Origin of the sequence: Coleofasciculus sp. C1-SOL-03 (genome assembly GCF_040220555.1) — a bacterium.
Taxonomy (GTDB): Bacteria; Cyanobacteriota; Cyanobacteriia; order Cyanobacteriales; family Coleofasciculaceae; genus Coleofasciculus.
In genome coordinates this window covers 31,095-43,444 of sequence record NZ_JAVJUO010000085.1, presented here as the reverse complement: position 1 = coordinate 43,444, position 12,350 = coordinate 31,095, and the positions used below count along the sequence as shown (strand labels likewise).

Sequence of the window (12,350 nt, the reverse complement as noted above, 5' to 3'; positions counted from 1 at the left end):
GCCGAAACCCTTAACCATCAAGGGTTAGAAGGCTATTAAAGCTGAAGAAAGTGCGAGGTTTTGGCTCAAAAATGCTCTATATCAAGAGCTTTTTGGGAAGATGCGATGCAGAATCTGCCGAAGACGGGGCAATGAAACTGTACCAAATCCGATGACAGGAATCCCATGACAGCCATGGCGATTGAAATCGCTGCTACACTTGCCAAAGTCCGCAAGGTAAGGACTGGGTTATAACGGGGGTAGCTAACCCGGATTTAGTATTAACCGTTAATAGATCGCGTCTTTAGCCGCAAGCCTATGAACTCCGGTTGGCGCGAATGAATCAGAGAAACTTTCCCAAGGTGAGTTGTCTTACTATAACTCAATTTCCTGCTGATATCAGTTGCTTGCCTTGGGGTGAATTCGCGTAACCTAAGAAAGCTTGAACGGCTGGATTCGCTGGGTTTTTGTAGACGTAATAGAGGGTTCGTTGATAGGGATACATCGGTTGATCGGGAAGTACACCATTAACAGCTAAAGAACGCACAGTTTTCTGGTTCATCACCTGAGTATACGTCGCATAGCCAATACCATCATTCCCTAATGCTCGAAGTAGGGGTGTTGTGGCGTCTTGGGGTAGGGTGGTAATATTCGGCGTTGTGCCAAAATTTTCTCCAGCTAATACTAATTCTTGAAATGCCTGATGGGTGCCACTAATCGCGGGACGATTGATGACGCGGATGGCATTTGCAGCACCACCAACTTGTGACCAATTGGTAATTTTTCCCTGGAAAATACCCTCGACTTGACTAGGAGTTAGTCCTCCGGTAAGGGGATTATACACGCCAACGACGATCGCGATCGCATCCGTAGCCAGCCGCGAGTAAGGCGAGGGTGATCAGAATGTAAGGAATGGGGGAAGGATCACCATGTTTTATCATCAGATTCACCTTGAGTGGGAACAGATATCTAGATGAGGCAAAATCACCGATAATTTAGAAAATGTAGAGAGGAGTTAAGCTGTTCGGCATTTAAACCTTAATGCCAATAATGGCGAATTCCTTGTATGTAGTGCGAGCATCTTGCTCGCTATTAAGCATCTTGCTCCCCTAAGCATCTTGCTCGCTATTAATACCCAATTTAAATGCATGACAGCTTACAACCTGCTGCTAATTTTATGCAAACAACGGCTCTTAATGAGCAAAATTAACAAAACTCTACACTTCCGCCTAGCTTAACCAAAGCTTAAACTAATCGTGCTTATCTATTGCCATCAGGAATTGATGATGCCATTAAAGGGTGGTATTAGTCGGCGCTAATCATGAAATGTATTCAATGTCAGACGGATAATAATTTACAAGAACGGACTGAAAATCAGGGGCGGTGTAAAAATTGTGGGCATCCCTTTGCCTTTGAGCCGACGAGTATGGGTACACCAACATTTACTGACCCCTTTTTTGCCAAGGCGATCGCAGATATTTCGGTTAATGGTACTCTATTTTTTACGCCCAAGCAATTCTTGTATTTTTTGGATAGGCGTTTGAGGAGTCGGTTTGGAAGCGGTAGCTATGGCTGCTTTTTATTTTTATATATCTTCTACATGGGTTTTGCTATTACTTTTGGGGGTTTATCATTATCTACGTTGTTGATATTGTTGAATTTTTATTTGAATTTAAATATTAATCTTTATTTCTCCTTTTTGATGGCATTTGTTTTGTTTCATGCATTAGCTCTTTATTATATTTTAGTAAAAACTAAATCAGCAAAACAAAACTATCAAGATCGAAAGAAAAAATCAAAAGCTTTAATCTTCTTGGGTTTACTAATAATTATTTTAGCCTTTTGGGTGACCATGGGCATACTAAATTCTTTTATTGCATTTTCAACTTTCGTTATTCTAGGAATGACATCCATATATTTAGGGAGCCGACAATTAAAGCGTCAACCTAAAATCCGTCAATCGTTTTTTGTATATCCAACTAGAGTTCAAGATTGGCTGAATCGCTGGATAGAAATTAATGGTAACTCAGAAAAAATGCTACCCTCTCCCCCTGAGGAGAATACTGAAGCCGAAATCAGTCCAGATATCAGCGCCTATAGTTTTGACCGAGTAGTCGTTTGTGATAGTGCGACTATTGCACAACTCCTGATTGCGAATAATTTCCACTTTGAAAATAACTGTGCAGTTCTGAGTATCAATGGCTATCCTCAAAGAATTTTTAGAACCGTATTACAAATGTTAAAACGTAATCCAGAATTAAAAGTTTATGCCCTCCATGATGCTAGTCCTCGTGGCGTCAGATTGCTGCATCACCTGCGAACTAGCCGAAACTGGTTTGCCGAAAGTACGGTAACAATTTATGATTTGGGATTACTTCCTCGTCATGTATTAAACAGCAAACGTAATTTTTTTGTCCGAGGATCAGCAGAATCAGCGCAACAGGCAAAACAATTACCTCCAGACGTGCGGCAGAATTTATCGGCAGAGGAACTAGAATGGTTAGAGTTGGGTAATTTTGTAGAATTGGAATCCTTGACTCCCCGCAGGTTGTTGCAAATCGTGAGTCAAGGGATTGCCAGAAGACAACTTTCCCCAAATGGCACAGATTCAGCTTTTGTAGAAATTGATAGCGATTCGAGTAGTGGTGATGCTTATTTGTTAGCCTCTGAAAGTTTTGGTTAAGCTGTCACACATTTAAATTGGGTATTGGAAGCGCCTCCAAATAACAAATATACAGGGGTTGGCAACCTTTTAGGTATAGGCGTGAGGGCGCAAGCCTTGCGCCCCTACATTTGGGTGTACCTCACGCACTTGGGAACTGCTAGTGCAGCGCGGCTTCAAATACTAACCAGTTAACAAGCTCCTTAAAAGCAGCTACCTTATGTTCCTTATCGCCTTCTGCCATCTGCCTTCGGACTTCTGCCTTCTTGTACTAGCCAGAAATCGGTTTGCTCATTGTTGTTACTGTACCTCATAGCAGCGCGAAGCGCTGTATTCCGGTTCCCTCCCCTTGCAGGGGCTGACAGGTGTAGGTTTTTTACTGTGCGGTTGGGGCAAGACAAGGAGGGCAAGGTGGACAAGAGGACAAGGAAGGAAAACCGTACAGAATCTTGTTCGGTCAACCTCACTTCTAAAAGCCGAAACGCCCGATTTTTCGTTCTCACTCTTCCTTGTCTACTGGTCTACCTGTCTCCCTTGTCTTACCTGAACCCCAATCTTAAAGAACCTACCCTTATGAGGGGTTAGGGAGGGGTCTTTCCTTCAACCAACAGCATCATACATATCTTAATCCTCTAGCTTTAACGCCGCTGCGTGATGACGAATGTGGTCTTCCACAAACGAGGAAATGAAATAATAGCTGTGATTATACCCTTCCTGGAAGCGTAATGTTAAAGGAACCCCGGCTTTTTCACAAGCTTGGGCAAAGATACCCGGAAGCAATTGCTGCTTTTCTAAAAAAGGATCGGCTGTCCCTTGATCAATAAGAATTGGGCGCTTATATCCCACAGTTAACACTAATTCGCTAGCATCATAGATGTCCCAAGTTTCTTCATTCTCACCTAAATAATTCGTAAATGCCTTTTGTCCCCAAGGACACTGTGTTGGTGCAGCAATGGGAGCTAAAGCCGAAACAGAGGTATATTGCTCAGGATTTCTTAAAGCACAAATCAGCGCCCCATGACCCCCCATAGAATGACCAAAAATCCCCTGATGATCAATTTGAGCCGGGAAATGTTGGGCAATAATTGCTGGTAATTCCTCAACCACGTAGCTATACATTTGATAATGGTCTGACCAGGGTTCTACTGTCGCATCAACGTAAAAACCCGCCCCTGTACCGAAATCCCAGTCGTCATTTTCTCCAGGAATTCCTGTATCACGGGGACTGGTATCCGGTGCCACTAGCATTAATCCATACTTCGCCGCAAACTTCTGCGCCCCAGCTTTTGCCATAAAATTTTCTTCAGTACAGGTTAAGCCAGAAAGGAAATAAAGAACGGGGACTCGTTCTGATTTGGCTTGAGGCGGCTGGTAAACCGCAAACCGCATTTTACTGTTGCAGGTTTGAGAGTGATGGGAGTAAAAGCCAACTGTACCACCGAAGCATCGATTTTGTGAGAGAATTTTGGGGGCTGTGGACATAGATTAATTGTGTAGTGAGCAGCAGTAGATGTGGCTTTTTAAGTCGGCTGTTTTGATACCTGACGCACAACCCATACCCGCAAGACGACTAATAGTGGCTATTGATCCGATAAAGCATGAAGCAAGCGTCAGTCCTATTCTATTCTCCCACAGACAGGCGATCATCGTCTGCTTTAGATTAGTGATTATTATGAATCACTGCTCAGGGGATCAAGTTGTCACAGGTTGAGAAAACGGCTAAGGTGTCCGCGATCGCTCATCTCGAAAAATTTTTCCCTATCCCTTACCTACCCTAGCTTTCGATGAAGTGATAGGGAAAGCGCGATCGCAGGAGAGCGAGATGGTCTAGAATCGAAGCACAATCCGGATTGTGCGGCTATAGTAGAGTAGATTTACCTTGAATTCTAGACCTAAGGTAGCTTAAAATACCCACCTGGAAAAATTCTATCCCCCCTCCCAGGCTTGGCAGAGGGGATAGGGGTGAGGGCGAAACCTGTCTGTCAATTCCGAGCATTTGGGTTTAAATTGATACCAATATCAGGAACTATAGAAATTCTTATAACCCTGGTGATACTGCCTAAAAACGTTTTAAGATCCTTGGGGATGGACAATTGAGCCTTTCTCGTTTTCAATGAGAAAACGGAGAACAGCTAGAGAACCCCCCAAAAGACTCAATGACGTATAAACTCATAAGGAGTCAAGTCTCACCAACGGCAGTCAGCCTGTATCAGTAACAATGAGTGGTAGTTCAGTTTTAAATGTGAGGTAAGAGTGATGAGTGATGGTATGGCATTCCTAACAGGGGCTGCCTTTGCGGGGGTAGCGGTTCTGTTTATGATGAAAGGCGGAGACAGTCTCGGCATAACGAATGCCCCTCCCTCTCAAACCGCTCAACTTCCACAGAGCAATCCTTATAATCCCTATAATCCGGCTTATGGGCAGAACCCGCAAATGCCAGTTCAAACAACACCGGGTTTTCCAGGGAATGATTTGGAACAGCAGCAGGTGACAGTAGAACGCTTGAGAGCCATGCTGGAACAGCAACGCGCCGAAACTGAACAGCTAAAAGCGCAGGTGCAAAACCAGCAAGCGTTGATTGACAATCTGATGGGACAAAATAATCCCAATAATCCCAATAGTTTCGTACCCCCTCGGATTGAAGCTGCACCTCCGGTAACGCCTGTCCAGCAGTCTGAACCAGATAATTCAATTCTTTCCGGCTTAGTTTGGGGATTAGGGGGTATGGCAGTAACGATTAGTGGAGGTGTAGTTGTTGTAGGATTATTGGCGGCACTATCGCGACAACAACAACCGCGTCCCTCTCGGACAACTTACGTTGTCCCCCATCCCTACAATGCGCTTCCTTATGCTCCCTCCGCTAGGCGACGCACTGAAGTGATACCACCTCCTCTTGATGATAGACAAGTGGATTATGTGGAATATGAGCGTTAAATCATGTAGGGTGGGCATTGCCCACCAGCCTTAAGGAACGTGACATTTTGCTTAGGAGGATCACACCCCTACTGATATTATGTCCGGTTGAATACCCATAATTACGGTGAGGGGGAGATGGAGAGAAGTTTTTATTATGGGTGATGAGTCCGGACATCAGATGATTTAATCCTCACCGCACATTCCGATTAATCTCGTCCACCGATAATCCTAACGCCTCTGCTACCTGTTCAATCGTTAATCCCATTGCCAATAATCGAGGAATCGCGTCTCGTTGTGCCTGTTCTGCTTGTTGTCGGGCTTGGACTTCTTGTTGTCTCGCCTGTTCTGCTGCTTCTTCAGGCAAAAGGATTAAATTCCCTTCTGAGTCAAACAAACGCAGCCAAATCGCGGGTTTTCCCTCAATTTCTCCCTCCCAGGTTCCCAACCATAACTGCAAACGCTGACACCATAATTGACCTTGCTCATTAGGTGTTAGGAGTTGATACTGTTGATTAGCATCTAAATGCCAACCCTGTAACGAATTCGGGTCAAAAGGGTTAACTAACAGTCCGTAAATATCTAGACAATTATTGACATAACTGGACATTTTTCCAGATATAATCGGGCAATGTCTAGTTTTCCCCCAAGAAGCAGCTACTCGACTTTGTGTGACGGTCTTTCACGTTGCACCGATGGCAACTCAACGGCTGGCATCCGATCTTCAAAGGACGGCTGGTAGTCCGGAGTCGATAGGATATTGCTGACTTAATTGGCAATAAATCTGGTATAGTGAATGAACTCAGGGAGGTAGCCAAAAAGCTATGACGACTCTCACTTATTGCAAAGGCTTGCCAACTCCCGCCGATGAACTTAACCCCATCGGTTTCACCGACTTGGAGATGTTGTTAACGTCATTGTCCGATATATTTTATCAAGCAACAGTTGAAACAGTTAACCATTTATTAAACAAAGAAATAAAATTCAATCAATCCAGTTGGAATAGTCATATTCAACAGAAATACGGACTCAGTAAACGTTATGCTAACGGAGTAATTGCATTAGCTAAAGGAAAAAATACCTCTGCCAAAGAATGTAGAAAAATCGAGATCAAGCAATTAAGAGCACGAGTTAAGTCAGCGAAATCTTGGGTAGAGCGAGCCACTAAGAAAATTAAGTTGGCTCGGAAGTTCTATGGAAAAAAGAACTGGCAATTCTCCAAAAATGGCTGTAATTTTCCCTTGTCGTCAAACCTGAAGACGAGAAAAACCAACTGGTATCATCTGCGTCAAGGTTTGCATCAGAAAAAGCGATATATCCACCGACTTGAAAATCAAATTAAACATCTCTTGTCGGCGAAAATTAGAGTGAAGGTATCCAGAGGCGAACTATTTATTGTTGGCTCATCGGATGAAAGTTATGGGAATCAAACTTGTCAATGGTCTGGGGATACGCTCAAATTGAGAGTCCCCGGTTGTCTGGAAGCCAAATTTGGCAAATATGTCACATCAAAAATAGGCAGCTTCTCCCGTCAGATTAATAGATTACCCAATAGTGGTGCGAAAACCTGGCACTTCTATAGAAAGGATAATCGCTGGGTGGTTGCTGTTCAATTCACACCCGCAGCCGTAGAGAAAGTTAGCCTCCCAATTCAGTATGGTGCCCTGGGTATCGATCTAAATCCTAGTTCTATAGGTTGGGCTTATGTTGATGGTCAAGGAAATTTAAAAGCTCAGGGAACTCTGCCTATAAAGACGGGTTTACCCACAGGTAAACAAGATGCTCAACTTGTAGATGTTTGTTTGAAATTGGCAGCTTTAGCCAAGGGTTTTCAGAGCCCGATTCTGTGTGAACGCTTAGATTTTTCGAGAAAGAAAGCTCAATTAAGAGAGGGAACAAAAAAATATGCTAGAATGCTTTCTGCCTGGGCATACAGTCGTTTTTATAAAATTTTATCATCGATTTTATCCAACCGAGGAATAGCTCTAAAGTTGGTCAATCCAGCTTACACGAGTTTGATTGGATTGGTTAAATATAGTCGGATGTATGGACTATCATCTGATGTGGCAGCTGCCCTAGCAATTGCCAGAAGAGGCATGAATTTGAGTGAGAGATTGCCGCGCTCTGTGTCCGCCTATCTCGGAGTGAATCCGAGAAAGCACGTATGGAGTGCTCTATATCAATTTAATAATTTTATTGGTCGATGCCCTGTAGTCAATCGTAGACACGATTACTACAGTGTCTCTAACTGGGAGCCGTTGGTTAAGGCTGATATCGAGCAACAACGCCGGGTATCAGCCAAGCTTTTGCGTTAACGGTTATCGATCAAAAGTTACACCGTGGACTTATACCAAGACAGAATTACTTGTGGGTAGGTTTGTCTAGGTTTTTAGAAGCGGTAGGATATGGGGTTCTACTGGACTGGCACAGCTAAAATGGTGGAATAGATTTTACCATTGAATCGGGCGCAAAGCTTTGCGCCCCTACGGTTTCGGGGCGTAATTCTAATTCATCAAATAAGGTGTGCTACGCCACTACTGGACTGACACAGCTAAAATGGTGGAATAGATTTGACGTTTAAACCGGGCGCAAGCCTTGCGCCCCTACAATTCTAATCCACCAAATAAGGTGTGCCACGCCACTACTGGCGTGACCCAACTAAAATGGTGGTGTCAACTTGAGGATGCTTCGCTTTTTTTGCACGGAAGGGGGAGCATCAAAGCCCCTCCAAATAAAAAAATATATTCCGCGTCGCTGAAGGACTTTATGCTCCAGAAACGTTAGAGAATATGATTGACCGCAACAGGATTATTGATAGCGCCATGACCCTTATTTTACCTAACAAAGTCTAAGCAACACAAAAATCAGGTTTTCATGGCACATCAGATGGGTAATCGCGGCTAAAACAAGAGAATTAGTGCTTGACTTTTTATCGATTTTTAGGTGATTTTAGATAATGGAAAAATGTGCTGTCCTATAGAACCAAATCAAGCGTGATCCGTAGGGTGGATTAGGCGGTATTAAATTTAGGAAATAAACCGCTCAATGATACATCCGCCGTAACCCACAAAGTTATCATTGATTCCAGATAAAAATCAAATACCCAACCGGATTTATGCCAGCTAAGATGAATGCCACTGACTTTAGAGTTTGTAGTAAGCGCTGTCTTCGCTTCTGGCACTAAAGTGCCTACTACGAACCCAGACTTAAGGATGGTGGGCAATGCCCACCCTACGGTATATATAAGGTTGTGGCGATTCCCTAATGCAAATTTTCAGTGCCATTCAGCTTAAGTCAGTGACATTCCAGCTAAGATAGTATTTTATACAGCCTGATCGATAATTTGAATTGTGCCGATTATAAGATAGCTAGAAAATAGATTTATATTGATTGGAGCATGAGAACGATGAATCTAGAGGCTGAATACGATCTGGACTTCTATGCTTGGATTCGTAAAAATGTAGAATTACTGCGGCGAGGCTGTTTGTCCGAAATTGATGTGGAGCATATTGCCGAAGAGTTAGAAAGTATGGGCAAGCGTGACCTCCGTCAACTTCGCAGCCGCTTACAGGTTTTAGTCATGCACCTGCTCAAGTGGCAATATCAACCCGACAAACAAAGCAAAAGTTGGCTAGTGACGATTGATCATCAGCGGGATGAAATTGAAGCCCTATTGCTAGATAGTCCGAGTTTAAGAGGCGAGTTGGAGCAGGGATTGGCAAGGGTGTATCCGAAAGCTGTGCGAGATGCCTGTCGAGAAACGGGTCTTCCTGAGACGGCATTTCCCTTATCCTGTCCTTTTGAGATAGAAGAGATTTTGGCTCAAAATTTTCTGCCGGATTGTCGTTAGTTTTCGTAACTACTGTGATAAGGGGGAGGAGAAAATGGAAATTAGAACAGAGCGTGTAAATGGAAACTCCGATTGGCTACTTAAAATACCTAAGTTGAGGTAATTCAGACCTACACTGATCTGTCAGACGCCGCGTTAGTGCGTCCTATAGACCCCAATCAAGCGTGACCCGTAGGGTGGGTTAGGCGGTATTAAATATAGGAAATCAACCATTCAATAATAAATCCGCCGTAACCCACCAAGTTATCATTGATTCGGGGTTAACAAAAGATTCGGGTTCCTCAATAAAATTAATGGATTTGCCCGTAGTATTGGCAAGGAGGAACCAACAAGGATAAAAAGGCACTTGGGTCAGATAGGAGTCTCCCCTACAGACGGTCGGGTCGCCCGCTGATTGTGGAAATCCAAATAGATAGTCGAGGAAAGAGGGGAACGAACACGAAAATGGAAGAGCTAAAAATCAAATACCCAGCCGGATTTGAAAATGCTGTGCAAATGACTAAGGATGAGATGGAGCAGCATATCCGTTTAATGGCTGCCCTGAAAATGTTTGAACTGGGAAAGGTTTCGGCGGGAAAAGCGGCTGAGTTAGCGGGAATGTCAAGACTCGATTTTTTTGAGACTTGCAGCCGATATCGAGTCAGTGTTTTTAATTATCCACCAGAAGAGCTGGAATTAGAACTGGAACAGGATTTAGAACGGCTTAGGAACGCCAGCTAACGATGAAACTTGTTGTCAATACAGGTCCGATTATTGCCTTAGCCAAAATTGGAAAATTAGCTTTACTCAAAGAGCTGGCTCCAGAAGTATTTATTCCTCCTACCGTTTACCGAGAATTATTGGCGAAATTTGGAGCCGAATCGGAGCAGCTTGAGCAAGCTCTTACTGATTTTATTCGTGTTCAGATGGGTAATCGCGGCTAAAAAAATAGAATTAGGGATTGACTTTTTCTCGGATTTTAGGTAATTTTATATCATGGAAAAATATGCCGTCCTATAGACCCAAATCAAGCGTGACCCGTAGGGTGGGTTAGGCGGTATTAAATTTAGACAGTGAGCCATTCAATAATAAATCCGCCGTAACCCACCAAGTTATCATTGATTTCTGGTTAAAAAAAGATTCGGGTTCCTCAAAAAATTAATGGATTTCCCAGTCGTATTGGCAAGGAGGAACCAACAAGGATAAAAAGACACTTTGGTCAGATAGGAGTCTCCGATCGCACCCGTTTAGGGATGATCCGAAACACCTGGGGTCAGGTAGGGGCAACCCGCTGGCACGAATGAACAACTCCAGAAACAGGGCGGGTTTACATAAGTTACCAGTTTTGCAAAGAATGTTATCGGTAAAACCCGCCCCTACAGACGGTTGGGTCGTCCGCCCTCTCCTCTACTGGCTGAAGAAGAGGATTGATTTGTGCGACCAAGATATCCTGAAGGTGTGACGCTTACGGGAGGGATCATGAATCCGGCTAGTCTTGACCAACAATTAATTCCTGCTTTGGAAAATGGCGATCGCTTGAGTCGTGCTGAGTTTGAGCGACGCTATAATCTGATGCCTGATATCAAGAAAGCCGAGTTAATTGAAGGAGTGGTTTACGTGCCATCGCCTCTACGCTATAACCGACATGGCAAACCTCATAGCAAAATTATTGCTTGGCTGGAAGTTTATGCGGCTTTGACACCAGGGGTTGAGGTGGCTGATAATGCGACGGTACGCCTGGATTTAGACAATGAACCGCAGCCGGATGCTTTGCTGCGCTTAGATGAAGAGAGTGGGGGGCGATCGCGAATTAGTGAAGATGATTATGTTGAAGGAGCGCCAGAGCTAATTGTGGAAATTGCTGCGAGTAGTGCGTCTTATGATCTCTATGATAAGTTACGGGCTTATCGGCGCAATGGGGTGCGGGAGTATTTGGTGTGGTTGGTGCAGGATAGAGTGTTTCGCTGGTATATTCTGGAGCAGGGAGAGTATGGACAGCAGCAACCGGATTCGTTAGGGGTGTTAAGTAGTCCCTTTTTTCCAGGGTTGCGGTTGGATGTGTCAGCACTATTGCGGGGAGAGATGTCGCGAGTTCTGACTGTGCTACAGGAGGGACTCGGTTCCCCAGAACATCAGACATTTGTTGAGGAATTATCTAGAGCGTCGCTCCAGTAACCGTTAAACTGAATGCCGTCCTATAGACCCCGATCAACCGTGACCCGTAGGGTGGGTTAGGCGGTATTAAATTTAGGCAATGAACCGTTCAATAATAAATCCGCCGTAACCCACCAAGTTATCTAACAACTGGGCGGTTGAAACCGCAGCTACACAAACCAAACCCGCCTGCGCGGGTTTCATAACCCCTAGAGTGTCGGCTCGTGAAACCCAACAGGAGGTTCGTAGTGGGAACTTTAGTTCCAGCCCGCTCTACTGGCTACTTTTTAGGCAAAAATTCATCCTTGAAGCCTCTGGCTTGGTCGCGGGTAATGGCAGTAAGGATGGCAATTATAAAACTGGCGATCGCATCCAGTACTATTATTTGTACTAGGGAGCGGTTCTAATCTGTTGGGGATCGATGCTGTTGGAGTCGCGAACTTGAGCAATGGGTTGGTTTAACTGTTCGAGAATCTGTTGCGGCTGGTTGATTTCTAGCTCGATGGGGCATAGACTATTAGCGATCGCGTGACCTAATGGGGCTGGGAACTGCTGCTGGAGCCGGGTAGAGACTTGGGAGGCGGCTTAAGCGATAAAACGGGTATCGGGCGATCGCACGGTGATGTTGATCGGCTGCGTTTGGGTGTTATAGTTGGATTTGACCTCAATCTTGTCGATTTTGTTGTAATGATTCTCCAACTGTTTCACAGTTTTGTTGCTGGCTTGCTGGATATCGATGCCAGGGATACCGGAGACGGAGATGGGAACCAGGGTGACTGACAGGGTGAGCTGTTTCTGGTATTGTTTGGGTTG

Annotated in this window: 10 protein-coding genes and 1 pseudogene; 8 read left to right on the top strand and 3 right to left on the bottom strand. The window is 44.4% G+C overall.

Annotation, left to right across the window (positions count from 1 at the left end; genetic code table 11):
- Nucleotides 1-361: 361 nt before the first annotated feature.
- Nucleotides 362-856: pseudogene (locus RIE73_RS15355) on the bottom strand (substrate-binding domain-containing protein); the annotation flags it as partial.
- Between the two features lie 444 nt (nt 857-1,300).
- Between RIE73_RS15355 and RIE73_RS15350 the strand changes: the two are divergent.
- Nucleotides 1,301-2,662, top strand: coding sequence for a hypothetical protein (locus tag RIE73_RS15350; protein ID WP_446401999.1), 1,362 nt, complete (start codon nt 1,301-1,303; stop codon nt 2,660-2,662).
- Between the two features lie 603 nt (nt 2,663-3,265).
- On the opposite strand, the gene fghA is transcribed toward RIE73_RS15350, so the two are convergent.
- Nucleotides 3,266-4,123, bottom strand: coding sequence for an S-formylglutathione hydrolase (gene fghA / locus RIE73_RS15345; protein ID WP_446401998.1), 858 nt, complete (start codon nt 4,121-4,123; stop codon nt 3,266-3,268).
- Between the two features lie 786 nt (nt 4,124-4,909).
- Between fghA and RIE73_RS15340 the strand changes: the two genes are divergently transcribed.
- Nucleotides 4,910-5,575, top strand: a complete 666-nt coding sequence (locus RIE73_RS15340) for a hypothetical protein (RefSeq protein ID WP_446401997.1) — start codon at nt 4,910-4,912, stop codon at nt 5,573-5,575.
- A gap of 172 nt (nt 5,576-5,747) precedes the next feature.
- On the opposite strand, the gene RIE73_RS15335 is transcribed toward RIE73_RS15340, so the two are convergent.
- Entirely contained in the window at nt 5,748-6,164 is a 417-nt protein-coding gene (locus RIE73_RS15335) for a hypothetical protein (RefSeq protein WP_446401996.1), read from the bottom strand.
- A gap of 214 nt (nt 6,165-6,378) precedes the next feature.
- Between RIE73_RS15335 and RIE73_RS15330 the strand changes: the two genes are divergently transcribed.
- The 6 genes from RIE73_RS15330 (at nt 6,379) to RIE73_RS15305 (ending at nt 12,317) form a co-directional block, all read left to right on the top strand.
- Nucleotides 6,379-7,869: a hypothetical protein gene (locus RIE73_RS15330; protein WP_446401995.1), complete on the top strand. Its 1,491-nt coding sequence runs from the start codon at nt 6,379-6,381 to the stop codon at nt 7,867-7,869.
- A gap of 1,091 nt (nt 7,870-8,960) precedes the next feature.
- Nucleotides 8,961-9,404: a DUF29 domain-containing protein gene (locus tag RIE73_RS15325; RefSeq protein WP_446346115.1), complete on the top strand. Its 444-nt coding sequence runs from the start codon at nt 8,961-8,963 to the stop codon at nt 9,402-9,404.
- Between the two features lie 444 nt (nt 9,405-9,848).
- A complete protein-coding gene (locus RIE73_RS15320) occupies nt 9,849-10,124 on the top strand; it encodes a UPF0175 family protein (RefSeq protein WP_446355435.1) in 276 nt (91 codons plus the stop codon).
- A gap of 2 nt (nt 10,125-10,126) precedes the next feature.
- Nucleotides 10,127-10,327 carry a hypothetical protein gene (locus RIE73_RS15315; RefSeq protein WP_446401994.1) on the top strand — a complete coding sequence of 67 codons (201 nt, stop codon included), beginning with the start codon at nt 10,127-10,129 and terminating at the stop codon, nt 10,325-10,327.
- Nucleotides 10,328-10,862: 535 nt separating this feature from the next.
- A complete protein-coding gene (locus tag RIE73_RS15310) occupies nt 10,863-11,558 on the top strand; it encodes a Uma2 family endonuclease (protein WP_446401993.1) in 696 nt (231 codons plus the stop codon).
- Between the two features lie 552 nt (nt 11,559-12,110).
- A complete protein-coding gene (locus tag RIE73_RS15305) occupies nt 12,111-12,317 on the top strand; it encodes a hypothetical protein (protein ID WP_446401992.1) in 207 nt (68 codons plus the stop codon).
- Nucleotides 12,318-12,350: the final 33 nt, after the last annotated feature.

Coding starts and splice junctions, on each gene's coding strand:
- RIE73_RS15340 (WP_446401997.1), top strand. CDS start 4,910: ATGGCATTCCTAACAGGGGCTGCCTTTGCGGGGGTAGCGGTTCTGTTT.
- RIE73_RS15335 (WP_446401996.1), bottom strand. CDS start 6,164: ATGTCCAGTTATGTCAATAATTGTCTAGATATTTACGGACTGTTAGTT.
- RIE73_RS15320 (WP_446355435.1), top strand. CDS start 9,849: ATGGAAGAGCTAAAAATCAAATACCCAGCCGGATTTGAAAATGCTGTG.
- RIE73_RS15315 (WP_446401994.1), top strand. CDS start 10,127: ATGAAACTTGTTGTCAATACAGGTCCGATTATTGCCTTAGCCAAAATT.
- RIE73_RS15330 (WP_446401995.1), top strand. CDS start 6,379: ATGACGACTCTCACTTATTGCAAAGGCTTGCCAACTCCCGCCGATGAA.
- RIE73_RS15350 (WP_446401999.1), top strand. CDS start 1,301: ATGAAATGTATTCAATGTCAGACGGATAATAATTTACAAGAACGGACT.
- RIE73_RS15325 (WP_446346115.1), top strand. CDS start 8,961: ATGAATCTAGAGGCTGAATACGATCTGGACTTCTATGCTTGGATTCGT.
- RIE73_RS15310 (WP_446401993.1), top strand. CDS start 10,863: ATGAATCCGGCTAGTCTTGACCAACAATTAATTCCTGCTTTGGAAAAT.
- fghA (WP_446401998.1), bottom strand. CDS start 4,123: ATGTCCACAGCCCCCAAAATTCTCTCACAAAATCGATGCTTCGGTGGT.